This window comes from Rhodospirillales bacterium (genome assembly GCA_016699855.1).
Lineage (GTDB): Bacteria > Pseudomonadota > Alphaproteobacteria > Reyranellales > Reyranellaceae.
Genome location: CP064988.1, coordinates 783,919 through 809,451 on the forward strand (window position 1 = coordinate 783,919; position 25,533 = coordinate 809,451).

Here is a 25,533-nt window from a genome sequence, read left to right on the forward strand (position 1 = left end):
GCGCTAGGCCGGCAGGCGCGTCGACTGCCACGCGACCATCTGCCAGTTCCCGCCGCGCTTGGCGTAGACGTCCATGAACCGCACGCTGAAGGCGTTCGGCGCGCCGTTCGAGACCACGCCGATGCGGGCGGTGCCGGTCAGCACCACCGCGTCGCCGAGATCCTGCGCCACAACGTCCGACGGCTCGACGGCGGTGTACACCGTGGCGCCGGACTCCATGGCGCCGATCAGGCTGGCCTTGGTGTCGATGCGCGCGGAGGAATGCGTGTAGATCAGGTCGTCGGCGATCAGCGCCTTAAGCGTCGCGACGTCCTTCTTGCCCATCGCGTCCATGCGCCGCTTGTCGAGCTCCACCACCATCGCGCCGTTGTCCGCCATCGACCGTTCCCCCACTTGAAGATGCCGCGACTCTGGCCCATCGCCGTCCGTGCCGCAACGCCGGCGCTACGGGGAATGGGCCGTCGTCGCGGGGCGGTCGGGCCGGCCGAGTCCGACCAACCGCTGGAGGTCGTTGACGCCGCGGCGGCGGCCGGTGTCGATGCGCACCGTGGCCGTCATGCCGGCGCGCAGCGGCGGCTCGCCCTGGTGCGGCAGCAGGCGCAGCTTCACCGGCAGACGCTGGACGACCTTCACCCAGTTGCCGCTGGCGTTCTGCGGCGGCAGGATCGCGAACTCCGCGCCGGTCGCCGGGCTGAGGCTCTCGACCACCGCTTCCCACGTCACATCGGGATAGATGTCGAGCACCACCGTCGCCTTCTGGCCGACGCGGACGTGCGTGAGCTCGGTCTCCTTGAAGTTGGCCTCGACCCACGGGCGGTTCAGCGCGACCAGCGCGAACAGCGGCGTCGACGCCTTGATCTGCTCGCCGCGCTGCAGCCGCAGGTTCACGACCACGCCGTCGACCGGCGCGCGCACCGTGGTGCGCGCGAGATCCAGCGCCGCGCGCTCGCGCGCCGCCGTCTTGTCGCGCACCATCGGATGGCTGTCGGACGGCATCTGCGGATCGTCGTTCAGCGCCGTGAGCACGCGCCGCAGCTTCTCGCGCACCGAGGCGACGCGGTCGGCGGCCATGCGCGCGTCGTTCTGCGCCTCGTCGCGCTTGCTCGCCGACAGCACGCCCTTGACCGCCAGCTCCTCCTGCCGCTGCCATTGCCGCTGCGCGTACGCGGCGCGAGCCTCGGCGTCGGCCAGCTCGCTCACCGCCTCGCGCCAGGTCGCGCGCAGCGTCTCGACGTGGCTGCGGGCGGCGTCGAGCTCGGCCTCGGCGCTGTCGAGCGCCAGCCGGAACGGCCGCGCCTCGATCGTCAGCAGCGTGTCGCCGGCCGACACCGTGGCGTGGTCGAGGGCCACCACGCGGCGGACCGTGCCGGACACCTCCGGCGCGATCTGGACGATATGCGCCTTCACGTAGGCGTTCTCGGTCGAGATGTAGCGCCCGCCGGACAGCCACCACAGCACGCCGCCGGCGACCGCGACGAGCGGCACCGCCACGATCATGAGGAAGCGCGGCAGGCGCGTCGGCATCCGGCTCATGCGGCCGCCCGCCGGCGCGCGCCGGACGGCCGGGAGGCCGGCGATTGCTCGACGCCGGCCAGCGACTGCAACCGTTCCTTGATCCGCGCCGCCTGGCGCGTGAACTCGACGCGCTGCACCTGGGAGAGCGGCGACAGGGCATCGTCCACCGTGGCCTCGGCGATCGCCCACATGCGGGCGTGCACGCGGCGCGCCTCCGCCGTCAGGTGCAGGCGCCGGATCCGGCGGTCACCGGCGTCGGCCCGGCGCTCGACCCAGCCGCCCTTCTCCATCCGGTCGATCATGCGGCCGGCGCTGGCCCGGTCGACCTCGAGCATGTCGGCCAGTTCGGTCTGGCTCGATCCCGGCCGGCGGTAGAGCCGCGACAGGACCAGCCACTGGGCCCGGGTCAGGCCGATGTCGCGCACGCGGCGGTCGAACACGGTGCGGATCAGCCGCGCCACGTCCGACAGCAGGTAGCCGATATAGCCGTCGTCGTCCGGACCCACCTGGACCCCCAAAAAGGCCACCGCCACGCCTTGTGGCTGGCTCGAGATTGCGGCCTAGGCTACAATAGCCATGTCCATGAGTTCAAGCGCTCCCGCCGTCGACGCGGCGCAGGTCAGCCCCGGCGAGTCCTACTCGACCGGCCGCCGGGTGCTGATCCTCGTCATGGTCGTGCTGGGCTCGACCCTGTACGCGACCACCCTGCTGATCGCCTCGACGCTGCTGCCGCAGATGCAGGGCGCCATGTCGGCGACCCAGGACGAGATCGCCTGGGCGATGACCTTCAACATCCTGGCGACCGCCGTGGCGACGCCGATGACCGGCTGGCTGGCGGCCCGGTTCGGGCGGCGCGAGACGATGATGTGGTCGGTGTTCGCGTTCACCGTCACCACCTTCATGTGCGGCGCCGCCGAATCGCTGGAGACGCTCATCCTCTGGCGCGTCCTGCAGGGGGCGCTGGGCGCGCCGGTGATCCCGCTGTCGCAGACCATCCTGCTCGACAGCTTCCCCAAGCGGCAGGCCGGCTTCGTGACCTCGATCTTCGGCATGGCGGTGGTGATCGGGCCGGTGATCGGCCCCACCGTCGGCGGCATGCTGTCGGAGCTCTACGGCTGGCGCTGGGCCTTCTACATGATCGTCCCGGTCGGCATGGTCTCGTTCATCGGCCTGCGCCTGACGCTGCCGCGCGACGCGCCGACCGGACGCGTGGCGCTCGACTGGACCGGATTCCTGTCGCTGTCGGTCACGATCGCCTGCGTGCAGCTCGTGCTCTCGCGCGGCCAGCGGCTGGACTGGTTCGAGTCGCGCGAGATCGTCGTCGAGACCTTCGTCGCGGCGCTGGCCTTCTGGGTGTTCATCGCCCACAGCCTCACGGCCAGCCGCCCTTTCCTCAACCTGCGCCTGCTGCTCGACCGCAAATACGCGATCGGCCTGACCCTCGTGCTGATCTACGGCATGGTGAACTTCACCCCGATGGTGCTGCTGCCGCCGCTGCTGCAGCAGCACGCCGGCTTCCCCGACCAGCTCATCGGCGAGATCATCGCCGCGCGCGGCGTCGGCGCCACGATCGGATTCTTCCTCGCGATCTTCGTCGGCCGGATCGATCCGCGGGTCGGCCTGGTCGGCGGCTTCACGCTGCAGGCGCTGTCCGGCTGGTGGCTGATGGGGATCGACCTCAACGTCGACACCGGCACGCTGATGGCCAACAGCCTGGTGCAGGGCGTCGCCATCGGCGTGATCTGGGTGCCGCTGACGCTGGTGACGTTCTCCAACGTCGCGCCCGCCAACCTCGCCGAGGGCATGGCGGTCTACCATCTGCTGCGCAACATCGGCTCGAGCTTCTTCATCTCGCTGTCGATCGCCGAGATCGTGCGTACCACCGGCGCCAATTACAGCCGCATGACCGAGTTCCTGAACCCTACAACAGGGCGCTGGCGCTGCCGTGGGTGACCGGCGGCTGGGACCCGGGCACGCTCCAGGGCCTCGCGCGGCTGTCGAAGGAGGTCGGCCGCCAGGCGGCGATGCTCGGCTACATCAACGCCTTCGGCTTCTACACGCTGTGCTCCGCGCTGGCGATCCCGCTGATCCTGCTGATCGGCGCCCGCGTCCGCGGCCGTTAGGCGGATCGCCCCGGGGCCGCTCGCGGCGTGACAAACCCGGACGCCGCGGTATTCTCGATCCGGGCACGTGGCGACCGGAGGGGCAGATGGATCGCGGAAGCAGCACGGGAAAAACCAGGCGCGGGGTCTTGGCGTCGCTCGGCGCGACGGCGGTCGGCGCGGCCGCCGGCCCGGCCTGGGGCCAGGCCGAGCCGCCCAAGCCCGCCCAGATCGTCGTCAACCATTCCGGCGGCTCGATGGGCTCGGCGATGCGCAAGGCCTTCTTCAACGGCTTCGAGAAGAAGTACGGCATCCGCATCGTCGAGACGAGCCCGGTCGATTTCGGCAAGCTGCGCGCCATGGTCGACTCGAAAAACGTCGAGTGGGACCTGACGGAGATCGGCGGCCAGGACGCGATCCGCGCCACCAAGATGGGCCTCGTCGAGCCGATCGACGACAAGATCGTCGACCGCTCGAAATACCCCGAGAAGGCGCGGACGTCGCACATCTTCGCGTCGTCCGTCTACACCACGATCATCGGCTACCGCACCGACGTGTTCAAAGGCGGCACCCATCCGAAGAGCTGGGCCGAGTGGTGGGACGTCAAGAAGTTCCCCGGCGCGCGCTCGATGCGCAACCACCCGACCGACAACCTCGAGTTCGCCCTGATCGCCGACGGCGTGCCGAAGGACAAGCTCTATCCGATCGACTTCGACCGGGCGTTCCGCAAGCTCGACCAGATCAAGCCGCACGTGACGGCGTGGTGGTCGACCGGCCAGCAGCCGGCGCAGCTCCTGCTCGACAAGGAGGTCGTGCTGGCGACCGGCTGGAACGGCCGCTTCTACGACATCATCAAGAAGGGCGCGCCGGTCGAGATCGAGTGGAACGAGGGCGCCCTCAAGCAGGGCAGCTTCGCCATCCCCAAGGGCGCCAAGAACCCCTACTGGGCGCAGAAGCTGCTGGCCGAGCTGTCGGTGCCGCAGCAGCAGGCGGTCTACGCCAGCGAGCTCGGGTACCCCGGCCTCAACCTCGAGGCGTTGAACTACGTCGACGCGAAGGTGAAGCCGTACCTGCCGACGCAGTACATCGACAAGCAGTTCTGGATCAGCGACGAGTGGTACGCCGAGAACGGCACCAAGGCGCAGGAGCTGTGGAACGCCTGGCTGCTGAAGAAGTGAGCCAGGCCGTGGACGGACCCGCCTCCGGGTCCGCGGAGCTGCGTCTGGTCGACGTCGAGAAGCGGTTCGGCGCCGTCGCGGCGCTGGACCGCGTGTCGCTGGAGGTCCGGCGCGGCGAACTGCTGACGATCCTCGGCCCGAGCGGATCCGGCAAGACGACGCTGCTGAAGGTGGTCGCCGGTTTCGAGACGCCCGACGCCGGCGACGTGCTGGTCGACGGGGTCGATTTCACGGCGCTGCCGCCGGCCAGACGCGGCATCGGCATGGTTTTCCAGAACTACGCGCTGTTCCCGCACCTCACCGTGCGGCGCAACGTGGCGTTCCCGCTGGAGATGCGCGACCGGCCGAAGGCCGAGATCGAACGCCGCGTGACGGAGGCGCTGGGACTGGTCGAACTGGCGGGCTACGACGACCGCCTGCCGCGCCAGCTCTCCGGCGGCCAGCAGCAGCGCGTCGCGCTGGCCCGCGCCATCGTCTTCAATCCGCGCCTGCTGCTGCTCGACGAACCGTTCGGCGCCCTCGACCGCAAGCTGCGCGAGACCATGCAGCTCGAGGTCCGCCGCCTGCAGCGCCGGCTGGGCCTGACCACGATCTTCATCACCCACGACCAGGAGGAGGCGCTGATCCTGTCCGACCGCATCGCGGTGATGGACAAGGGCTCGATCCGCCAGATCGGCGCGACGACGGACATCTACGAACGCCCGGCGTCGGATTTCGTCGCCGACTTCGTGGGCGAGTCGAACCTGTTCCACGGCGTCGTCACGGCGCCCGGCGCGGTGACCCTGAGCGGCGGACGCGTGGTCAAGGCCCGCACCGACGCCGCGGTCGGCCGCGCGCTGGGCGTGCTGATGCGGCCGGAGCGCTTCTCCTCGACCGAGAACCCGTTCACCGGCGAGGTGGTCGAGGCGGTCTATCTCGGCTCCTCGTTCAAGCTGCGGCTGCGATGCGAGGACGGCGTCGAGCTGATCGTGCGCCAGCCCGCCCGCGGCGCGCTGGCCGGCGTCGGCGCCCGCGTCACCGTCGGCATCGCCCCGGACGAGATCCATGTCTTCGACCGCTAGGCCCGGCCATGGCTGAGGCGGTGCGCGCCGGGCGCTGGAACGGGCTGTGGCCGGCCGCGCCGGCGCTGGCGCTGCTGTTCTGCTTCTTCCTGTTCCCGGTCGCGCGCATGCTCGGCTTCAGCGTCGAGTCGGGCTCGCTCGAATGGTACGAGAAGGCGCTCGGCCAGGGACTGTACCTGCAGGTGTTCTGGCGCACCTTCGAGATCGCCGCCCTCGTCACCGCCATCTGCCTCGTGATCGGCTATCCGCTCGGCTTCCTGCTGGCGACCACGACGCCGTTCTGGGCCACCCTCGGCTTCATCTTCGTGCTGCTGCCGCTGTGGACCAGCGTGCTGGTGCGCACCTACGCCTGGATGGTGCTGCTCGGCCGCAACGGCGTGGTCAACCGGACGCTGATCGACGCGGGCGTGATCACGGACCCGCTGCCGTTGCTGCACAATTTCACCGGCGTGCTGATCGGCATGGTGCACGTGCTGCTGCCCTACATGGTGCTGCCGATCTACGGCGCCGTGCGGCGGCTCGATCCGTCGGTCGTGGCGGCGGCGCAGGGCCTCGGCGCGTCGTCGTGGCGCGTGTTCTGGCGCATCTACCTGCCGCTCACCATGAACGGCATCTTCGCCGGCGGCGTGATCGTGTTCGTGCTGTCGCTGGGCTTCTACATCACGCCGGCCCTGCTCGGTGGCGGCCGGGTGATCATGATCGCGGTGCTGATCGAGCAGCAGGTGCGCGAGACGCTGAACTGGCAGTTCGCCGCCGCCCTGTCGGCGGTCCTGCTGGCCGCCACCTTCGCGGTCTACGCGCTGGCGCAGCGCTTCATGCGGCCGGAGCCGGCGTCGTGACCGGGCCCCGCGCCGCGCTGGTGGCCGTCTGCGCCGCCGTCTACCTGTTCCTGATGCTGCCGCTGCTGGTGGTGTTCCCGATCTCGCTGAGCTCGGCGCCGTACATGCAGTTCCCGCCGCCCGGCCTGTCGTGGCAGTGGTACGAGCGCTACCTCGACGATCCGCAATGGATCGACGCCACCGTCCGCAGCCTCTACGTCGGCGTCGCGACCATGGCTCTGTCGCTGGCGCTGGGCGTGCCGCTGTCGTTCAGCCTGGCGCGCGGGCTCTACCGCGGCCGCGCCCTGGTCGACCGCGTCACGATGGCGCCGATCGTCGTGCCGCACATCATCCTGTCCGTCGCGATCTACGGGCTGTTCGCCAAGCTCAAGATGATCGGCACGTGGTACGGGCTGGTCATCGCCCACACGGTGCTGGCGCTGCCGTTCGTCGCGCTGGTCATGGTGGCCGGCCTGCGCGATTTCGACCGCACGCTGGAGCAGGCCGCCGCCGGGCTGGGCGCCGGCCGGGCGCGGGTGATGTGGCGCGTGACCCTGCCGCTGCTGCGCCCCAGCCTGGTGTCGGCGGGGCTGCTCGCCTTCATCAGCTCGTTCGACGAGGTCGTGGTGGCGCTGTTCCTGTCCGGCGCCAGCATGACGCTGCCCAAGAAGATGTTCGACAACATCATGATGGAGATCGACCCCACCATCGCCGCGGTGTCGGTGATGCAGATCCTGCTGGTTTCCGTGGCGCTGTTCCTGGTCGGCCGGTTCGGCCGCGGGCTCGGCGCGGCGGCCCGTTGACACCCGGTTCGCCGACGAAAGGATAGCGCGATGGTCGACAGCGTCTTTCACAAGGACTTCAAGTCGATGCCGTGGTGGTGGGAGGCGTGGCATCCCTCCAACGAGCTGTCGCAGGACCCGCCGCTGAAGACCGACGTGCTGGTCGTCGGCGCCGGCTACGGCGGCCTCTCCACCGGGCTGGAGATCGCGCGCTCCGGCGGCGAGGTGACGGTGCTGGAGCGCGGCGATTTCGGCGTCGGCGCCAGCACCCGCAACGGCGGCGCCGTCAGCGGCGGCACGACCCTGGGCAAAGGCTTCTCGGGCAAGGGCGTGGTGGCGCCGGAGGAGTGGCAGCGGGTCATGTCGGCGATGCTGACCGACGCCGCCGAGTCGCTGACCCAGGTGCAGACGGTGATCGAGCGCGAGGGCATTGATTGCCACTGGCGCCTGGCCGGCCGCTTCGTCGGCGCCTACACGCCGCGCCACTACCGCGACCAGGCGGCCAAGCTCGGCGCCTACAACGACGCCGCCGGCGCCGGCACGCGCATGGTGCCGCGCGAGCGCCAGCGCGAGGAGATCGACACCGGCTACTACCACGGCGGCATGGTGGTCGACCGCTCCTGCCAGCTCCATCCCGCGCTCTACTACGGCGGCCTCCTGAAGGCCGCGCACCGCGCCGGCGTCAAGCTCTGCGCCAACACCGACGCCGAGCGCATCGAACGCAAGGCCGGCGGCTTCACGGTCCACACCAACAAGGGGCCGATCGAGGCGCGCGAGGTCGTCATCGCCACCAACGGCTACACCGGCGACGTCACGCCCAACCTCAAACGCCGGCTGGTGCCCGTGGCCAGCCACATCATCGCCACCGAGGAGCTGCCGGAGGATCTCGCGAAGAGCCTGATCCCCAAGGGCCGCACCATCAGCGACACCAAGCGGGTGCTCTGCTACTACCGGCTCTCGCCCGACGGCAAGCGCGTGATCTTCGGCGGCCGCGCCCGCTTCACGCAGGTGCCGCCCGAGGTCAGCGCGCCGGTGCTGCACGGCTACATGGTCGACCGCTGGCCGCAGCTCAAGGACTACAAGGTCACGCACGCCTGGACCGGCAACGTCGCCTTCGCCTTCGACTACCTGCCGCACATGGGCAAGGACGACGGCATGCACTACCTGATGGCGTGCAACGGAAGCGGCGTGGCGATGATGTCGTATCTCGGCTACCAGACGGCGCGCAAGATCGTCGGCGGCTCGAACGCCGCGGTCAACGCCTTCGACGGCCGCGAGTTCCCGACCATGGCGATGTACAACGGCGACCCGTGGTTCCTGCCGATGGTCGGCGCGTGGTACCGCACGCGCGACTGGTGGGACCGGCTCAACGCGTGAGGCGTCGCGGCCGCGTCAGCGGCCGGATTTCTCGACGTTCCAGAACACCGTCGCGGCCGGCGGCCGCACCCAGCCCGTGGTGCGGACGCTGACGACCGAGGCCGAGTACCACTCGCCCAGCGGGAAGTGCGTGCCGACGGTCAGGGCGCGCGCCTGGATCTCCCCGGCGAGCCCTCCCGAGCTCGACAGGATGATGTTCCATCCCCGCTGGTCCGGCGGGTCGCGGCGCAGGGCGCGGGCGAGATGCGTCTGCCAGTCCATCGACAGCATCTCGACCTTGAAACCCGCGCGCTCCAGCTGCGCCTTGGCGACCGGCGCGAGGTTCGTCAGCGACGCGATGTCGGTGACCTGCAGCAGAATGATCGGCCTGCCGTCGTAGCCGGCCTCTTTGAGCAGCTCCCGCGCCTTGGCGGCGTCGCCGGAGAGGCGCCCCGCCGTCCCCGCGTCGCTCGCCAGCGGCGTGTCGCAGAGGAAGTAGGTCTTGCAGACGCGGTAGTACCGCGGATCGCCCACCGCCGCCTCGAGGAACGGCGTCTGGTCGAGCGCGTAGCCCAGCGCCTCGCGGATCTTGGGGTTGTCGAACGGCGGATGGAGCCAGTTCGGCCGCAGCGCGTACTGGCCGGGCAGGGCGCCGCGCAGCACGGTGACGGATTTGTCCTTCTCCAGCAGGGGCAGCAGCTCGTGCGTCACCGCCTCGACCACGTCGACCTCGCCGTTCTGCAGCGCGTTGACGGCGGTCTGCTGGTCGACGATCGCCACCCACTCGACGCGGTCCAGTTTCACGACCTTGGCGCCGGCGAGCCCCGACGGCGCCTCCGCGCGCGGCGCGTAGGCGGGATTGCGGACGTAGACCACGCGCGCGCCCGGCCTCCATTCGTCGGCCTTGAAGATGAACGGGCCGGAGCCGACCGGATCCTTGATCTGCTGCGTGAACGGCGTGTCGGCGACGCGCTTCGGCATCATGAAGGGCACGGTGCCGCCGGGCTTCGCCAGCGTCTCCAGCACCATGCCGTAGGGCCGCCGCAGCTTCATGCGGATCGTCCGGGCGTCGACCGCCACCAGCTCCTCGATCTGGGCGAACAGCTTCTGCCCCATCGAATCCTTGCCGCCCCAGCGCCGCAGCGAGGCGACGCAGTCCTCGGCGGTGACCGGCGCGCCGTCGTGCCACGCCAGCCCCGCGCGCAGCGTGAAGGTGTGGAGCGTGCCGGCCGCGTCGACGCTGTGGGTCTCGACCATCTGCGGCCGGGGCTTGAGGTCGGCGTCGAGCGCGTAGAGCGTGTCGTAGACCATGTAGCCGTGCGCCCGGCTGATCTGCGCCGACGCCCAGACCGGATCGAGGATCTTGAGGTCGGAGTGCATGACGATGCGCAGGGTCGACTGCGCCGGCGCCGCGATGGGCGCCATCGCCGCCGCCGCGGCGACGAGGACTCCGGACGCGATGGACAGAAGGCGGTTCCGCATGTTGGCGCTCCCCGATCGCCGCGCCGCGCGCGACGTTGAACCGATCGATCCGCCGGCGCGGATCACGAATCCGTCGCGACGGCGTCGCCGAGGCCGTTGACCGTCTGGATCGCCAGCGCCCGGAACTGGCCGAGGACCATCCCCTTCCAGTCGTCGAAATCCGCGTAGAAGGCGTCGCGCACGGCGCGGCGGACCGCGGCCGCCGTCTCCGGCGCGGCGTCGGGATGTCCGGACAGCCACGCCTCGCCGCGCAGCGCGCCGCGCACCACCAACGACGGAAACGTGCCGTACTCAAGCGTCGTAAGCGTGGTCCGCGCCCACGGGCATTCCTGCGCCGCCGTCGGCGTGATGTGGCCGATCGTGCGCGGCGACACCGAGTCCGGCGCCGAGCTCAGGATCAGGTCCCGCCCCCACCACGTCAGCGCGCGCCGCGTCGTCGCCTCGTCGTAGGAACCGAAGATCTTTTCGCCGTGACCGTAGGGCCCGAGGCCGGTGTGCACGTCGATCCACGCGATGTGCCGGCGTCCCGCGCCGTGCCGGCGCAGAATCGCGCGCACCGTGTCGTTGCTCCACGCCGGCTGGACCCCGCCGTAGAACAGCCCGTGCGGCCGCGACACCTGGCCGCCCGAGACGCCGTAGCGCGCCGCGTCGCCGAGCCTGGCCATCTCGGCGGCCAGCCGCGCCTCCCCGTCGGCCGCCGGCGGCCACGACTCCGGCACCAGCAGCGGATGCAGCGCCTCGTACACCGCGTTGACCTGCGGCGGCGCCGTGAAATCCCGGAAGTTCCGGTTGATGTCGATATTGTCCTCGTTGGTCCGGCGAAGGTGCGAGAAGCCGTGCGGATTGACCGCGTGCACCAGCAGGATCGCGACGCCGCGGTCCAAGGCGCGCCGGCGCAGCAGGTCGTCGTCCAGCAGCGCGAGCTGGCACCCCGACCCCGCGAACCCTTCGACGCCGTGCGTGCCCGAGCTGACGATCAGCAGCGCCGGCGCGTCGCCCGCGCCGATCAGCGCTGTGTCGGTCGCGAGCTCCTCGCCCTCCGCGCCGGGGCCGCGCGGATTGACGTGCGACTCGACGGCGTAGCCGCCGGCGCACGCCGCCTCGAGGAACCGCGTCCGCGCCCGTCCGTAGGTCGCGGAGAAGAAGGCGGCGGCGATCGTCATCCATTCGCTCCCGTCACGATGGCGCCGGCTGCCCGCGGCGTCATCTGATCCGCTCGTCGATATGGTCGAGCAGGCGGAAGGCGCCGCCGACCACCGGCATGAACCACGGCGAGCCGTTGTAGAGCGGAATCCGCGGCAGTGGCGCGACGTCGAACGGCATCGTTCCGTCGAGCGCGCCGGCGAGCCGCCGACCCAACGCGTCACCGAGAAACGGCATCATCGAGACGCCGCTGCCGTTGCAGCCCAGCACGAAGTGCAGACCGTCGAGCTCGCCGGCGTGCGGCAGCGCGTCGTAGGTGAAGGCCACGTTGCCCTGCCAGGCATGCGTCACGCGGATGTCGGCCAGCTCGGGGAAGCGCTCGACCATCGCGGCGTGCAGCAGCCGCGCCCGCAGTTCGGCGGAGATCTCCGTGAAGCGCGAGCGGCCGCCGAAGATCACGCGCCTGCCGTCGGGCGACAGGCGGTAGTAATGCAGCACGCGGCGCGTCTCGGAGAACGTCCGCCCCCGTGGACAGAGCTTCAGCGCGAGACCGTCCGGCAGCTCCTCCGTGGCGATGATGTGGCTGGCGACCGGCACCACGCGGCGGCGCAGTTCCGGTGTCAGCGCGCCGGTGTAGCCGTTCGTCGCGATCACCACGTGCCGCGCCTCGACCTCTCCCGTCGCCGTCGTCAGACGCCAGCCCGCGGCGCCGCGCGCCAACGCGGTCACGGCGCAGCCGCCGGCCAGGGTGATCGCGTCACGCCGCCGGCACGCCGCCAGCAACCCGCCGTAGAATAGCGCGGGATGCAGCTTGCCCGCGTCCTCGAACACCATGCCGCCGTGGTAGAAATCGCTGCCGATCTCGGCGCGCTGCTCCGCGCGCGTGATCAGCCGGCAGTCCGTCGCGCCGCCGGCGCGTAGCTTGTCGTGGCGCTTGCGCAGCCCGTCGTAGTGCGACGCCGCGCAGGCGCCGAGGAAGCGTCCGCGCCGCTCGAAATGGCAGTCGATGCCCTCCGCCGCGACCAGGTCGACCAGGAAACGGTAGGCGTCGATGCCCCATCCCACCACGGAGCGGACGAGGTCCGGCGCGTAGTCGAGGCTGCGACCCGTGAAGCTCTTGCCGACGCTGAGTCCGGCGCTGAGCGCGCCGCCGCTGCGCGTGCTTGCACCCGATCCGAAACCGCCCGCCTCGAACACCACGCTGGCGACGCCGCGGTCGGCCAGCGCGCGCGCCGTCGACAGCCCGGCGTAGCCGCCGCCGACGATCGCGACCTCGGTCCGCCGCGGCGGCGCCGCCGCCTCGACGCGCGCCGGCCGGAAGGCCTCCCACCAGTAGGGCTCCTCCCTGAAATCCGGGTGTCGTACGTCGCGGGCGGGTCGCGGCATGGGGTCCAATCGGGCGGAACGCGCGGGGCGCATGATCCGGATTGACCGGCCCGATCGTCAAAGTCATTCTCGCGCCCACTTAATTCAGCGAAGTTATGATCCAGGCCGCCGCATGATCACCTCCCGCCAGCTCGAGACCTTCCGCGCGATCATGGAGCGCGGCACGGTGACGGCGGCGGCCGAGCGCCTCGGCGTCTCGCAGCCGGCCGTCAGCAAGATCCTCGCCGGGCTCGAGCGCGAGATCGGCTATCCCCTGTTCACCCGCATCAAGCAGCGGCTGGCGCCCACCGGCGAGGCGCGCCTGCTCGCCGGCGAGGTGGCGCGGCTGTACCACAGCCTCGAGCAGATCACCTCGGTGGCGCGCGAGATCCGCGACCGCCAGGTCGGCGAGCTCAGCGTCTACTCGACGCCGGCGCTGGGCCGCACCGTGCTGCCGGACGTGCTCGCGCGCTTCATGGAGCGGCACACCAAGGCGAACGTGGTCTTCTCGGTGCGCAGCTCGACCGTGGTCAACCAGCGGATGGTCGACCAGCAGCTCGATCTCGGATTCTCGATGATGCCGTTCGAGCATCCCGCGATGGTCGCCGAGGATCTGTCGCGCGCCGCCGCCGTCTGCGTCCTGCCGCCCGGCCACCGCCTGGCGCGGCGCAAGGTCGTGCGGCCGGCCGATCTGCGCGGCGAGCGCTTCCTGTCGTTCCCGATGGACGGCCGCATGCGCCATCTCGTGGACGCGGTGTTCGAGCAGGAGCGCATCGCGCGCCGCACGCAGTTCGAGGTCTACTCCTCGGCCGAGGCCTGCGCGCTGGCGGCGCGCGGCGTCGGCGTGTCGATCGCCGAGCCGTTCACCGCCCGCGACTACCTGCGCGACGGCATCGCCATCGTGCCGTTCGAGCCGACGATCCGATACACCTTCCGCGCCATGCGGCCGCGCTTCCGCCGACCGTCGCGGCTGGCCGACGCCTTCCTCGACGCCGTCAAGGCGCACCTCAAGGAGAAGGGCTGGTCGTGAGCTGACGTTTCGGCCGGCGAGGCGGTTCACCCTCTCCGCCGCTTAGCGGCGGAGAGGGAAGGCGGCGCCCGCTCACGCCTCCGGGCCGAAGCCCGGCGGATAGATGCCCGACGCGCCGGTCTCGGCGTCGAACGCCTCGGCCAGCGCGATCAGCTCGCCCTCGGCGAACCACGGCGCCACGAAGTGCACGCCGATCGGCAGGCCGCTCGCGGCGTGGCCGAACGGGATGTTGATCGCGGGGTGGCCGGTCATGTTGAAGGGGATGGCGTAGCTGTACCAGGCCGAGCGCAGGTCGCCGCGCGCCACGCCGTCGACCACCAGCGGCGCGAACTGGTCCTGCGCCGCCAGCGGCGCCGGCGTCGCCACGGTCGGCGTCAGCAGTAGGTCGGCGCCCTCGAACAAGCGCTGCACGGCGCGGTAGGCGACGGTGCGGTCGATCAGCGCCTGGCGCAGCGCCGGCAGGTCGATGGCGGCCGCCTCCTCCAGCGTCTGGACGAATGACTTGTCGAGATCGCCCCGCCGCGTCCGCAACAACTCGGCGAAGCGGCCGATCTGGTTGGCGCGCAGGATGATGCGGGCGACGTCGAGCTTCCAGTCGATCTCGCGCCCGTCGATCTCGCGGATGACGGCGCCGCCGCGGTCGAGGAACGCGATCGCCGCGTCGAGCCGCGCCTCGACGTCGGGATGCAGGTAGCCGCCGGTCATGCGGCGGATGACGGTCACGCGCCTGCCCGCGATCGGCGCCGCCGCGCGCGCCGGCGGCCACGCGAACGGCCGCGCGCCGGCGGCGACACTCCACGGATCGGCGGGATGCGGCTTGGACATCGCCGACAATCCGGCGCCGAGATCGCCGGGATGGCGCGCCATGATGCCGAGATAGGTGAGCTGGCCGAACTGGTCCGTCGCCTGCTCGTGCGGCACGCGGCCGAGCGTCGCCTTCAGGCCGTAGACGCCGCAGCACGAGGCCGGGATGCGTCCCGAGCCGGCGCCGTCGGTCGACACCGCGATCGGACCGAGGCCCAGCGCGATCGAGACGGCGGCGCCGCCGCTCGATCCGCCCGACGTGTGCTCGCGGTTCCACGGGTTGCGCGTCACGCCGTGCAGGCGGCTGTCGGTCAGCACCTTGTGGCCGAACTCCGGCGTCGTGGTCTTGGCGAACAGCACGCCGTCGGCGGCGCGCAGCTGGGCGATGGCGTCGGCGTCGACCGCCGGCACGTTGTCGGCCTGCGTCAGCGATCCGAGCGCGGTGCGCAGCCCCTTGGTAAGGATCAGATCCTTGGCCGAGAACGGCACCGCCGCCAACGGCCCGAAGGCGCCGCCGCCGGACGCGCGCCGCTTGTCCAGCGCGTCGGCCGCCGCGCGCGCGCCGTCGGCGTCCAGGGTGGCGATCGGATTGAACGGCGCCGCGGCGGCGCATCGGTCGAGTGTGCGCTCCACGATGTCGCGCGCCGACACCGCGCCGGCGGTGAACGCCCGGACGATGCCCGTCGCCGAATTCAGGTCCGGTCTGCCCGCCGCCATCGCATCCCCCGCTTCCGGTTTCCGCGCCACGCCTCGACTATCGCGCGGCCCGGCGTCACTGGCGAAATTCTTTCCGCCGGCGACATCATTCCACGGCGTTATGGGGTGCGGGCGACAAGTGTCGGCGGAGAACTCGACGCGGAAGGGGGTGCGGGGCGGCGACGCCGGCTCCAGCGCGCGACGGTTCGACGGCCACGTCGACCGCGTTCGACGGTGGCGCAGATTCGGCGTCCCGGCTCAAACCCTCTCATGCGCCCATCCACCGACCGCCTTGGCTTCCACTCTCGCATGGACGATGAACCACCTCAGCCTCGGTTGAAGGATCTTCGCACTCGATCCGATGCCGACTCGGGAGGGAGGCATGGCCCCTTTGAACGCTGGCACCGAAATCCCCCGCCGATGGCCGGGCCGTCGACGTGGAACCGACGAAGATGCGGCTTCCCCGGGCGTAGGCGAACGAGCGTGGAGCCCGCCCCGTCAGGCTGCCGCCACGTCGCCGACGACCCGCACCCGCAGCGAGTTCCCCGGCAGATACGCCGGCGGCAAGTCCTCGGTCTCGATCGTCGCCAATGCACGGCGGGCGGCGCCCGCCGACACCGCGTGGTCGGCGGCGAACTCGCCGGCCCGCGCGATCGCATCCCCCCGGGGTCATATCGCGGAAAATCTGGTCGCACCCGCCGGACACCTGGGCGATAGCGGCGGCGTTGGCGCAGTCGCCGTGTTCGACACGAACGACCCGGGGCACCCTTTCCAGCGCGTCGGGTACGTGGAACGCGCCGCCTCCAACCGCGATCAGCGGAACGTCGCCAGCCTCCGTCTTCATGCGGTCGACCGTCTCCTCGATCACGCGCCTCGCCTCGCCGAACACGGCGGCGCGCCGCGGCGCGGCCGCCGTCAGGCGGCGAGCCCGCCCTCCAGGAAAAGCTGCACCTGCTCGAACAGTGCCAGCCGGCCCCGCTCCATCAACGCGGTGTGCGTGGCCTCTCCAAGCAGCGCGAACCGCTTCTCCCGCGCGTTGGTCAAGAGCGAGAACAGCCTGAGACCCAGCGCCGGCGGCGTGTCGCGGTCCCACTCGCCGACCGCGATCAAGGTCGGCGCCGTGATTCCGGCGGGATCGTAGAGGGCCCGTCCGGCGGACCAGTACTCGCGGCTGTCGCGCACCACCCCGTTCGGCGCGCGCAGCACGGGCGGACGCATCGCCGCGCCGGCGGGGTCGGTCGCGAAGGTCGCGTCCGCCCAGGCGTCGAACCAGCCCGGAGGAATCAACGCCGCGCGCTTGTCGTCCGGAACGCCATTCAGCCACCGGGCGAGCGCGGCCTCCCGCGTCACCCCGCGCCACGCGCCGAGCGCGCCGCCCGGATCGGCCGCCGAGGCGCCGTCGCGGACCCAGCCCGGCGCGAACAGGACAAGCCGCTCGACCGCGGCGGGGTTTTCGGCGGCGAAGCTGCCCATGGTCGCGCAGCCCCAGGACCAGCCGATCAGGCACAGCCGATCGATACCGCGACGACGTTTGATATAGGCCACGACCGCCCCGACATCGGCGCGCGCGTCGGCGGTGCTGGCGAAGGGAGGGTTGGCCTCGGGCGGCGCGTCCATTTCCGGCGGACGGGTGGAGCGGCCGTAGCCGCGGACATCCAGCAGAAAGACGTCGAACCCCCGGCGCGCGATGTAGTCCATCCAGCTGAGGCCATCGAGCGGCAGGTCGAACGCCGTCTCGGCCGGATAGGTCGCGCCATGCACGAACAGGACGGTGCGCTCCGGCGTGAAGTCGGTCATTCCGACGGGATGCTTCTCGCGGACGTAGAGCGACACCCCCGGCATGGTCGAAGCGACGAAGGTCTCGTGCGTGACCAGCTCGCGCATCCCGGGTCTCTCCTTCACGACGTTCAGAGGGCGCCGGCTCGACAACCCCGCCGATCCGATGATCCGGAAAGGAAGCGCCGGATCGACGCGCCGCTAAGTCTTGAGCATCACCGCCATGATGCGTTCCCGTGTCAGCGGCATGTCGTGGATCCGCGTTCCGAGCGCATGGTTGACCGCGTTGCCGATCGCCGCGGCGGTCGGCCCGACGGTGCATTCGCCGACGCCGAGCGACGGGTTTCCGCCATCGTCGACCAGTTCCACGGACATCTCCGGCACCTCGCTGAACCGCAGGATCGGGTAGCCGTCCCAGTCGAGGGAGGAGATGCCGCGCTCGTCGAAGCGGACCCGCTCCTTCAGCGTCCAGCTCACCGCCTGGACGATGCCGCCCTCGAGCTGGTTGCGCGCCCCGTCGGGGTTGACCACCAAGCCGGCGTCGGCGGCGCACCACACGCGGTCGACCCGCACGGTCTCGGCCACGGTGACGGCGGCGACCACGGCGGCGTAGGCGGCGCGGTTCTTGTAGCGCGCGAGTCCGAGGCCGACGCCGCGGCCGGTGCCGGCCGGGCCGCGCGACGCCCAGCCGGCGCGCGCCGCGACGGTTTCCGGCAGACGCCGGGCGCGCGGATCGGAGAGGATCGACAGGCGGTAGGCGACCGGGTCCTCGCCCGCGCGCGCCGCGAGGTCGTCGAGCAGCGATTCGATGGCGTAGACGTTCGGCAGCGCGCCTAGGCCGCGCAGCGCCGACGTGCGGACGGGCGGACGCAGCACGAGGTGATGCAGGATGCGGTGCGCGCCGACATCGTACAACGGCACGGCGTTACGCGTGCCGCCTCCGCCCCGCGCCTCCGGCGGATCGGTCGGCGAGATCTCGGGCGGCGGTTCCGCCAGCGCCTCGGCGGCGAGAAGAAACCCGCTGCCGGTGCCCGGCCGCTGGACGTGCGTCGCGCTCCAGATTTCCGTCGTCCAGTCGGCCGGACGGCCCCGCTTGTCGAGGTCGACGTGCAGCCGCACCAGCATCGCGGGGCCGACCGGCTCGAAGCCGAACTCCTCCTCGCGGCGCCATTGCAGTCGGATCTTGCGGCCGGGCAGGCGCACGGCGATCAGCGCCGCGTCGAGCGCGGCGTCGTCCGCGCCGTTGTGGCCGTAGCAGCCCGCTCCGTGCAGATGCCGCGCGGTGATGGCGTCGGGCGGCAGGCCGAGCACCGCCGCCACGTTCCGGCGCAGCGGATGCATCCCCTGGCCATGGGAGTGGATCGTCAGGTGGCCGTCCACGAACTCGGCGAGCGCGCATGACGGCGCCAGCGAGGCGTGCGCCACGTACGGCCGCGAAAAAGTCGCCCGCACGAGCCGTTCCGGCGCGGCCGCTGGCGGCGGCGCGCCATGGCGCCGGTCGTCGCTGGGCTGGCCCTCGAGCCAAGCGGCCTCCTCCTGCGCGGCGTCGATGCGCCGGACGTTCTCCCAGGTCGCGTGCCGCGGCGCGGCGGCGGCCTCGGCGACGCCCTCGACCGGGCTGACGAAGGCCACGAAATTCGCCTCGCGGACGATCCGCAGCTCGCCCTTCGCCGCGCGGTGGATCGCCGCCTCGTCGAGCGCCGTCAGCCTGGCGCCGCGGCAGGGCTGGCGCAGCGTGCGGGCGTGCAGGAGGTCCGGCGGCATGTGGTCGTGCACGAAGGCGGCGCCGCTGACCTTCGCCGGCAGGTCGAGTCGCGGCACGCTCGTGCCGACCACGCGGTAGTCGCCTGCGGCCTTCACCGGCGTCGCCCCGGTGACGGGTTGGCTCAGATCGATCTCGGCCGCCACCGTCCAATAGTCCTGGCCGGTCGCCGCGCCATCCAATAGGAACCGGCCCTCGATCACGGACAGGTCGTCGCGGGCGCAATTCAGCCGCAGCGCGGCCCGCTCGAGCGCCTTGGAGCGCACCTCGGCGCAGACGAGCCGCACCGACGCTCCGGACACCTCGATCGACAACGAGGACGAGGTGTAGAGCTCGTCGGGCCCGTCGACGGTGTCGCCGGACAGCACGGCGACGCGGTCGAGCGGCACGTCCAGCTCGTCGGCCGCGATCTGGCCGATGGCGGTGACGACGCCCTGTCCGATCTCCACCTTGCCCGTGGCGATCCGCACCGTGCGGTCGGGCTGGAAGCGGATCCAGCGGTCGAGGCGCGGATTCTCGACGAGGCTCGGCGGCAAGGCCGGCGACGTCACGCCGGCCTCCCGTCGCGCAGCGCGGCGGCGGCGCGCTCCACGGCGCGCAGGATCCGCTGGTGCGCGCCGCACCGGCAAAGATGCCCGTCGAGCGCGGCGACGATGGCGGCGCGGCTCGGGTTCGGATCGCGGTCAAGCAGCGCCTTGGCCGACATGATGATCCCGGACAGGCAGTAGCCGCACTGGCCGGCCTGCTCGTCGAGGAACGCGCGCTGCAACGGATGCGGCTCGGAAGAAGTGCCGAGACCTTCGATTGTGGTGACCTCCCGGCCGGCGACGGTTCCCACCTCCCGGGTGCAGGCGTGCGCCGGCTTGCCGTCGACCAGCACCATGCAGCAGCCGCACTGCTCGAGGCCGCAGCCGTACCGCGTGCCGGTCAATCCGAGATGGTTGCGCAGGACCTCGAGGAGCGTCGTGGTCTCCGGCGCCTGGACGCGCCGCGCCGCGCTGTTCACGGTGAACACGATGTCCATGGTGGCCTCCCCCGCCCCGGCGATGGGCGCACCATAGCGCATCCGGCGCCGTCGCGATCCATCACGCCGATCGGCGCGCGGCCGGCTGGATCGAGCCGCTATTCGGAGCCGGAATCCCACCGATGCGCGTCGTGCCGTATCCGGCGCCTCCGGCGCGGCGGGCCGGATCTCGTCGAATCGGATGGCGTGGCTTGTCCGGGCCGGGTTACCCTGCCGGCATCCTCGACCATCCGCCCAGGGGCGCAGATGCCATTCATCCAGCGGTTGCACGGCAAATTCGCGCAGCTCTACCAGCCTCAGAACTACCGGTTCTCGACCATCGAGGCCGGCGGCGCGCGCCTGAGCTCCTTCTACTACCAGGACGCGCTCGGCAACCAGGGCCGGTGGCGGCGGGAGCATCCCCAAGGGACGCTCATCACGTACCAAGGCCAGGGGTTCCGGTTGTTCGTGGACGGCCCGGACAACTACGACGAGGACGAGTGCCTCGACATCATCGACCACCTGCGCGCCAATCCCGGCGTCGCCGGCATCCCCGGCCACCTCCCCGGCGCGGCGCACTATTCCCGCGCGCCCCAGGCCGGATGGCACGTGATCGAGGCCACGCCGGCGGCGGTCGCGGCGCGGACGGTCGGCCACCGGTCGAGCGGCACGGTGTCGCTGCACGACGCCGCCGCGTCCATGGCCGGCCGCATGGGGATCAATCTCTTCGACATCGAGACGGTGTCCGACTGGACGCAGATGCCGCCGGCCCATCCGCCGATGGTCAATCTTTTCACCTGAGCGGGGGGCGCGGTGGTTCGCCGCTGATTGTCGTCGACGACGGTGCGGGCGCGGGCCATGTGCCGCATTCGCCCGGTGGCGCCCCCTAGGGGATTCGAACCCCTGTTTCAGCCGTGAGAGGGCCGCGTCCTAGGCCTCTAGACGAAGGGGGCGAGACCGTGACCGGGGGCTTGTAGTCCAAGCCGCGCGGCGAGGCAACCCCCGCCGTGGGCCGGTCCGCCCGGCGCGCAAATCAGGCCGGCTTGCGACCCGTCACGCGGCTGAGGATGCCGGGGATGAAGGCGTTGACGGTGACGCCCGTGAAGCCCGCGCGCGCGAAATAGCCGCGCACGTCGGCCTCGGAATGCGCCATGCCGGTGCTGTTGAACACCGCCTCGTTGAGACCCCACAGCGAGGGGTTCAGCGGCCCGTCGCGCTCGTCGTTCAGCATCTCGCCGACGAGGTGCATCTCGCCGCCGGGCGCCAGCGCCGCGAACGCCTTGTCGACCACCAGCTGGATCAGCTCCGGCGAGTACTGCGGCAGGTTGCTGGCCATCACCACGGCGTCGACGCCCCCGGGGAACGGCGTCTTCGTGAAATCGCCGGGCAGCGTCGAGACGCGGTCGGCGACGCCGTGCTGGGCGATGTAGTCGTTGGCCACCACGCAGACCGGCGGCAGGTCGAGCACGACCGCCTTCAGCCCCGGCCAGGTCTGCGTCGCCACGATGCTGTAGGCGCCGGAGCCGCCGCCGAGGTCGAGCAGCGACTTCCGCGTCGAGAGGTCGACCTGCTTGCAGAACAGGCGCCCCGCGCCCATGCCGATCGAGTTGGTGGCGGCGTGGTAGCGGCGCGCGTCCTCGACCGTGAAGTTCTCGTAGTCGCCCAGCACCTTCTCGACCTTGACCTTGAGCGCCTCCGACAATTTGCCCCAGCGGTCCCAGCGCGGCTTGGTGAAGGTGATCCACGGCCCGGCGTAGCGCGGCGAGCCCTTGACGAGAAAACGCTCCACGTCCGCCGCGTTGGCGTAGGTGGCACCGGTCTTTCTCAGCAGCGTCATCGCCGTCAGCGCCGTCAGCAGCCGCTCGGCGTTGCGCGCGGTGATGTCGAGCGCGGCGGCCAGTTTGGGGATCGTGTCCGCGCCCTTCGAGATCGCGGTGAAGACGTCGAGCTCGACCGCGGCCATGATCGCGGCGCTCTGCTGGTAGGCCAGCGCCAGCGCCTGCAGCCGCGTGGTGTCCAGCCGTGGTTCCGGCGTCTGGGCCATGTCGTCTCCTCCCGGTTTCTTCGATATCGTCGCGCCGATCCTAGCCGCCGGCCGGCGCCGCGCGGAAGCGCCGCGGCGCGGGAAGGGGGCAGCCATGCGCAAGCCGTCGTCGGTGAAGGGACTGGAGGCGCTGTCGCGCGCGCGGCTGTCGCGCCACTTCTTCCTGCGCGACTTCCTCTACAGCGAGGTCGCCGCGGTGCACGGCCTGCGCAACGTGCCGGACGATCCCGATCTGGCGATCGAGGCCGGCGGCCGTCTGTGCCAGGAGCTGCTGGAGCCGTTGCAGGCGGCGTTCGGCCGCATCGCGATCCGCTCGGCCTACCGCTCGGTCGAGATGAACGCGCTGTGCAACCGCCTGAAGCTCGGCTGCGCGCGCAACGAACACAATTTCGCGCGCCACATCTGGGACCGCCGCGACGCCGACGGTTTCATGGGCGCGATGGCCTGCGTCGTGGTGCCGTGGTTCGTCGACCACGACCGCAGCGGCGGCTGGCGCGCCATGGCGTGGTGGATCCACGACCACCTGCCCTACAGCGAGCTCGAGTTCTATCCGCGCCTCGCCGCGTTCAACATCGGCTGGCACGAGCGCCCGAGGCGGACGATCCACAGCCAGATCCCGCCGCTGCGCGGCTATCTCACCAAGCCCGGCATGGCGAACCACGCCGGCGACCACGCCAGTCTCTATCCCGGCTTCCCGCCGGCGCCCGTGCTGGATCAGCCCACAGCCAGCGCCACGAAGCGGTCGACATCGGCGGCATCGGTCTCGAACGACGTCACCAGCCGGTAGGCCTTCTCGCCCGGACGGTCGCCGGGCCACGGATGGAATTTCGCGCCCGCCGCCTCCAGCCGCGCCACCGCGGCGTCCGGCAGGGTCGTGAACAGCTCGTTGGCCTCGCGCGGATAGAGCGGGCGCGCGCCGTTCGACCGCGCCAGGCCGGCGGCAAGGCGCGCCGCCATGGCGTTGGCGTGGCGCGCGTTCTCAAGCCACAGCCCGCCGTCGAGATAGGCGTCGAGCTGGGCCGACAGCAGGCGCATCTTCGCGAACAGGTGCCCGCCGCGCTTGCGCCGGAACTCGAACTCGCGGGCGTCCTTCGGATCGAAGAACACCACCGCCTCGGCCGCCAGCGCGCCGTTCTTGGTGGCGCCGAAGCTCAGCACGTCGACGCCTGCCTTCCACGTCACGTCGGCGGCGCCGCAGCCGACATGCGCCAGCGCGTTGCCGAATCGCGCGCCGTCCATGTGCAGCTTCAGGCCGCGCGTCCTCGAGATGTCGCTCAGGGCGCGGACCTCGTCCGGCGTGTAGCTGGCGCCGCATTCCGTCGCCTGGGTGATCGACAGCGCCGCCGGCTGCGGATGGTGCACGACGCCCCGCGTGTCGTTCGCCAGCGCCGCCGCCAGCGCGTCGCGGTCGACCTTGCCGGCCGGGCCGCCGACCGGCGTCAGCTTGGCGCCGCCGGCGAAGAATTCCGGCGCGCAGGCCTCGTCGACGTTCACATGCGCCTCGGGATGGCAGTAGACCACGCCCCAGGCCGGCGTCACGCAGGCCAGCGCCAGCGCGTTGGCGGCGGTGCCGGTGGCGATGGGATAGGCCACCAGCGTGTCGTGCTCGAACAGCTCGCGCAGCCGCGACGTGACCCGCGCGGTGAGTTCGTCGGCGCCGTAGGACGACAGCGGTCCGGAACGGTAGGCGCGCGCGACGGCCTCGAGGATGGCGGGATGCGCGCCGGCCGTGTTGTCGCTGCGGAAATCCATGGGCCTCACACTTCCGGTTCGCGGCTCACGGCCTCGATGCGGTTGCCGTCGGGATCGCGCACGAAAGCGCCGTAGTAGACCGGGCTGTAGATCTCGCGGATGCCCGGCGGGCCGTCGTCGGCGCCGCCATGCGCCAGCGCGGCGGCGTGGAACGCCCGCACGGCGGCGCGGGACGGCGCGCGGAAGCACCAATGCCGGTTGTCGGGCACGACGTTGGCGCTGAGATAGACGGAGAGGTAGCAGGCGCCGCTGTCGCGCGCGCCGTAGCCGATGGAGCGCTCGCGGCGGTTGACGCGCGGATGGCCCAGCGCGCCGAGCACGGCGTCGTAGAACACCTGCGCCCGGTCGAGGTCGGTGGTCGTGATCGAGACGTGGTCGAGCATCGGCCGGACTACCTCTTCGGCGGCTCGCCGGGCGGGAACCGCACGATCCCCAGCAGCGCGCCGGTCCCCGCGTCGACCACGTAGGCCATCGAGGCGCCGTCGCGCGCGCGCACATGCGCCACCACGCGGCCGCCGTCGGCGGCGACGCTCTCGACCCGGGCGCCCTCGGGGATCGCCACGTCGACGGCGCCGAAGCCGCGGAGCGCGACGGCCTCGCGCGGCGGCGTCGCCACGGCGCCCGCCGCCGGCGCGGTGGCGCTCATGCGCCGCACCAGCTCGACGGCGATCACGGCCAGGCCGGCCACGATCATCACGCCCATGACGACCACCGCGATCGTCTCCGCCGCGGAGGATTACGACGAGCTGATCGTCGATACCGCCCCGCCGGAGCCCGTCGACGGACCGGCGGCCGGCGTCCACACCGGAATCGTGTCGGACGAGGTCGCGGGCCAGCGCCTCGACCGCGCCGTCGCCACCTGGCTGCCCGGCCTGTCGCGCAGCCGCGCCAAGACCTTGATCGAGGACGACCGCGTGACGCTGCGCGCCCCCGGCGGCGCGGGCGCGACGATGGCCGACGCCTCCCGCAAGGTCAAGGCGGGCGAGGCCTACGACGTCGACGTGCCCGAGAGCGCGCCGGCCATCCCGCTGCCGGAGGCCATCGCGCTGGTCGTGCTGCACGAGGACGACGATCTCATCGTCATCGACAAGCCCGCCGGCATGGTCGTGCACCCCGCCCCCGGCCACGATTCGGGGACGCTGGTGAACGCCCTGCTGGCGCATTGCGGCGCCTCGCTGTCGGGCATCGGCGGCGTCCGCCGGCCGGGCATCGTCCACCGCCTCGACAAGGACACGTCGGGCGTGATGGTCGCCGCCAAGAACGACCGCGCCCACCACGCGCTCAGCCGCCAGTTCGCCGACCACAGCATCGAGCGCGCCTACGGCGCCCTCGTGCACGGCTCGCCCATGCCGCCGGCCGGCCTGATCGAGACCCAGATCGGCCGCAGTCCGACGGACCGGCAGCGCATGGCCGTGCTCAAGGCCGGCGGCCGCCACGCCGCGACGCGCTTCAAGCTGCTGGAGTCCTTCGCCGGCCCGCGCGGCACCGCCATCGCCAGTCTGGTCCATTGCGAGCTGCTGACCGGACGCACCCACCAGGTCCGCGTGCACCTCGCCCATCTCGGCCATCCCGTGGTCGGCGACCCGGTCTACGCCCGTGGGCGCGGCGCCCGCACCACCGCCCTGCCCGACGTGGCCCGCGCCTTCCCGCGCCAGGCCCTGCACGCCCGACGCCTCGCCTTCGACCACCCCCGGACCCGGGAGCGTCTCACCTTCGATTCAAATTTTCCTAATGATATCAGTGAATTAATTCGCGCGCTCCGGGCTCTCGTCTGATCACAATTCCGACACGTTTACTGGGGTAATCTTGCCTCATAGTGCGACGCAGCATACATTGGCACTCGGAGTTTAAGAGTGCCAAGCGT

25 protein-coding genes and 1 tRNA gene are annotated in these 25,533 nt (G+C 71.4%); 11 read left to right on the top strand and 15 right to left on the bottom strand.

All coding sequences use genetic code 11. The annotated features are described in order from the left end of the window. Nucleotides 1–3 precede the first annotated feature (3 nt). From IPK81_03765 to IPK81_03775, 3 genes are all read right to left on the bottom strand, one after another. A complete protein-coding gene (locus IPK81_03765) occupies nucleotides 4–378 on the bottom strand; it encodes a nuclear transport factor 2 family protein (protein QQS13375.1) in 375 nt (124 codons plus the stop codon). A gap of 66 nt (nucleotides 379–444) precedes the next feature. Further along, nucleotides 445–1,533, bottom strand: a complete 1,089-nt coding sequence (locus tag IPK81_03770; GenBank protein ID QQS13376.1) for an HlyD family secretion protein — start codon at nucleotides 1,531–1,533, stop codon at nucleotides 445–447. Further along, nucleotides 1,530–2,021 carry a MarR family transcriptional regulator gene (locus tag IPK81_03775; protein QQS13377.1) on the bottom strand — a complete coding sequence of 164 codons (492 nt, stop codon included), beginning with the start codon at nucleotides 2,019–2,021 and terminating at the stop codon, nucleotides 1,530–1,532. Before IPK81_03775 ends, IPK81_03770 begins: the two co-directional genes overlap by 4 nt. Before the next feature lie 76 nt (nucleotides 2,022–2,097). Between IPK81_03775 and IPK81_03780 the strand changes: the two genes are divergently transcribed. The 7 genes from IPK81_03780 to IPK81_03810 all read left to right on the top strand — a co-directional run bounded on the left by IPK81_03780 (nucleotide 2,098) and on the right by IPK81_03810 (nucleotide 8,833). Further along, nucleotides 2,098–3,468, top strand: a complete 1,371-nt coding sequence (locus IPK81_03780) for a DHA2 family efflux MFS transporter permease subunit (GenBank protein ID QQS13378.1) — start codon at nucleotides 2,098–2,100, stop codon at nucleotides 3,466–3,468. Further along, nucleotides 3,465–3,638: a hypothetical protein gene (locus tag IPK81_03785; GenBank protein QQS13379.1), complete on the top strand. Its 174-nt coding sequence runs from the start codon at nucleotides 3,465–3,467 to the stop codon at nucleotides 3,636–3,638. The genes IPK81_03780 and IPK81_03785 overlap by 4 nt, the downstream gene beginning before the upstream one ends. 86 nt (nucleotides 3,639–3,724) lie before the next feature. Beyond that, nucleotides 3,725–4,795: an ABC transporter substrate-binding protein gene (locus tag IPK81_03790; GenBank protein QQS13380.1), complete on the top strand. Its 1,071-nt coding sequence runs from the start codon at nucleotides 3,725–3,727 to the stop codon at nucleotides 4,793–4,795. Then, complete coding sequence (locus IPK81_03795) at nucleotides 4,792–5,856, top strand: ABC transporter ATP-binding protein (protein QQS13381.1); 1,065 nt, start codon at nucleotides 4,792–4,794, stop codon at nucleotides 5,854–5,856. Before IPK81_03790 ends, IPK81_03795 begins: the two co-directional genes overlap by 4 nt. A gap of 8 nt (nucleotides 5,857–5,864) precedes the next feature. Next, nucleotides 5,865–6,695 carry an ABC transporter permease gene (locus IPK81_03800; GenBank protein ID QQS13382.1) on the top strand — a complete coding sequence of 277 codons (831 nt, stop codon included), beginning with the start codon at nucleotides 5,865–5,867 and terminating at the stop codon, nucleotides 6,693–6,695. Continuing rightward, the gene (locus IPK81_03805; GenBank protein ID QQS13383.1) at nucleotides 6,692–7,477 is read left to right on the top strand and encodes an ABC transporter permease; all 786 of its coding nucleotides are present in this window, start codon (nucleotides 6,692–6,694) and stop codon (nucleotides 7,475–7,477) included. Before IPK81_03800 ends, IPK81_03805 begins: the two co-directional genes overlap by 4 nt. Before the next feature lie 30 nt (nucleotides 7,478–7,507). Next, nucleotides 7,508–8,833, top strand: coding sequence for an FAD-binding oxidoreductase (locus IPK81_03810; protein QQS13384.1), 1,326 nt, complete (start codon nucleotides 7,508–7,510; stop codon nucleotides 8,831–8,833). A gap of 15 nt (nucleotides 8,834–8,848) precedes the next feature. On the opposite strand, the gene IPK81_03815 is transcribed toward IPK81_03810, so the two are convergent. From IPK81_03815 to IPK81_03825, 3 genes are all read right to left on the bottom strand, one after another. Then, nucleotides 8,849–10,294, bottom strand: a complete 1,446-nt coding sequence (locus IPK81_03815) for an ABC transporter substrate-binding protein (protein ID QQS13385.1) — start codon at nucleotides 10,292–10,294, stop codon at nucleotides 8,849–8,851. 62 nt (nucleotides 10,295–10,356) lie between these two features. Continuing rightward, a complete protein-coding gene (locus IPK81_03820) occupies nucleotides 10,357–11,457 on the bottom strand; it encodes a M14 family metallopeptidase (protein QQS13386.1) in 1,101 nt (366 codons plus the stop codon). A 40-nt stretch (nucleotides 11,458–11,497) separates the two neighbouring features. Next, nucleotides 11,498–12,823: an FAD-binding oxidoreductase gene (locus IPK81_03825; protein ID QQS13387.1), complete on the bottom strand. Its 1,326-nt coding sequence runs from the start codon at nucleotides 12,821–12,823 to the stop codon at nucleotides 11,498–11,500. A gap of 112 nt (nucleotides 12,824–12,935) precedes the next feature. On the opposite strand from IPK81_03825, the gene IPK81_03830 reads away from it, so the two are divergent. Beyond that, entirely contained in the window at nucleotides 12,936–13,832 is an 897-nt protein-coding gene (locus IPK81_03830) for a LysR family transcriptional regulator (protein QQS13388.1), read from the top strand. Nucleotides 13,833–13,904: 72 nt separating this feature from the next. Here the strand turns inward: IPK81_03830 and IPK81_03835 are convergent, their stop codons facing one another. The 4 genes from IPK81_03835 to IPK81_03850 all read right to left on the bottom strand — a co-directional run bounded on the left by IPK81_03835 (nucleotide 13,905) and on the right by IPK81_03850 (nucleotide 19,894). After that, a complete protein-coding gene (locus IPK81_03835; GenBank protein ID QQS13389.1) occupies nucleotides 13,905–15,353 on the bottom strand; it encodes an amidase in 1,449 nt (482 codons plus the stop codon). An 894-nt stretch (nucleotides 15,354–16,247) separates the two neighbouring features. Continuing rightward, a complete protein-coding gene (locus tag IPK81_03840) occupies nucleotides 16,248–17,216 on the bottom strand; it encodes an alpha/beta fold hydrolase (protein QQS13390.1) in 969 nt (322 codons plus the stop codon). Between the two features lie 93 nt (nucleotides 17,217–17,309). Beyond that, nucleotides 17,310–19,421, bottom strand: coding sequence for a xanthine dehydrogenase family protein molybdopterin-binding subunit (locus tag IPK81_03845; GenBank protein ID QQS13391.1), 2,112 nt, complete (start codon nucleotides 19,419–19,421; stop codon nucleotides 17,310–17,312). Further along, on the bottom strand, nucleotides 19,418–19,894 hold the full coding sequence (locus IPK81_03850; protein ID QQS13392.1) for a (2Fe-2S)-binding protein: 477 nt from the start codon (nucleotides 19,892–19,894) through the stop codon (nucleotides 19,418–19,420). Before IPK81_03850 ends, IPK81_03845 begins: the two co-directional genes overlap by 4 nt. Nucleotides 19,895–20,140: 246 nt before the next feature. Between IPK81_03850 and IPK81_03855 the strand changes: the two genes are divergently transcribed. After that, nucleotides 20,141–20,674: a hypothetical protein gene (locus IPK81_03855; protein QQS13393.1), complete on the top strand. Its 534-nt coding sequence runs from the start codon at nucleotides 20,141–20,143 to the stop codon at nucleotides 20,672–20,674. 76 nt (nucleotides 20,675–20,750) lie between these two features. Here the strand turns inward: IPK81_03855 and IPK81_03860 are convergent. Next, nucleotides 20,751–20,826: transfer RNA gene (locus tag IPK81_03860), tRNA-Glu, on the bottom strand. 80 nt (nucleotides 20,827–20,906) lie between these two features. Next, on the bottom strand, nucleotides 20,907–21,917 hold the full coding sequence (locus IPK81_03865; GenBank protein ID QQS13394.1) for a methyltransferase domain-containing protein: 1,011 nt from the start codon (nucleotides 21,915–21,917) through the stop codon (nucleotides 20,907–20,909). Between the two features lie 94 nt (nucleotides 21,918–22,011). Between IPK81_03865 and IPK81_03870 the strand changes: the two genes are divergently transcribed. Continuing rightward, nucleotides 22,012–22,704: a hypothetical protein gene (locus IPK81_03870; protein QQS13395.1), complete on the top strand. Its 693-nt coding sequence runs from the start codon at nucleotides 22,012–22,014 to the stop codon at nucleotides 22,702–22,704. Here the strand turns inward: IPK81_03870 and IPK81_03875 are convergent. The 3 genes from IPK81_03875 to IPK81_03885 are packed head-to-tail and all read right to left on the bottom strand — an operon-like array spanning nucleotide 22,632 to nucleotide 24,381. After that, nucleotides 22,632–23,669 carry a low specificity L-threonine aldolase gene (locus IPK81_03875; GenBank protein ID QQS13396.1) on the bottom strand — a complete coding sequence of 346 codons (1,038 nt, stop codon included), beginning with the start codon at nucleotides 23,667–23,669 and terminating at the stop codon, nucleotides 22,632–22,634. The two genes, IPK81_03870 and IPK81_03875, sit on opposite strands and share 73 nt — an antisense overlap. A gap of 5 nt (nucleotides 23,670–23,674) precedes the next feature. Continuing rightward, the gene (locus IPK81_03880) at nucleotides 23,675–24,052 is read right to left on the bottom strand and encodes a VOC family protein (protein ID QQS13397.1); all 378 of its coding nucleotides are present in this window, start codon (nucleotides 24,050–24,052) and stop codon (nucleotides 23,675–23,677) included. An 8-nt stretch (nucleotides 24,053–24,060) separates the two neighbouring features. Continuing rightward, nucleotides 24,061–24,381 (bottom strand): hypothetical protein, encoded by a 321-nt coding sequence (locus tag IPK81_03885; GenBank protein QQS13398.1) that lies wholly within the window; start codon nucleotides 24,379–24,381, stop codon nucleotides 24,061–24,063. Here IPK81_03885 and IPK81_03890 point away from each other — a divergent pair. After that, a complete protein-coding gene (locus IPK81_03890; protein QQS13399.1) occupies nucleotides 24,371–25,444 on the top strand; it encodes an RluA family pseudouridine synthase in 1,074 nt (357 codons plus the stop codon). The two genes, IPK81_03885 and IPK81_03890, sit on opposite strands and share 11 nt — an antisense overlap. The last annotated feature ends 89 nt before the right edge of the window (nucleotides 25,445–25,533 follow it).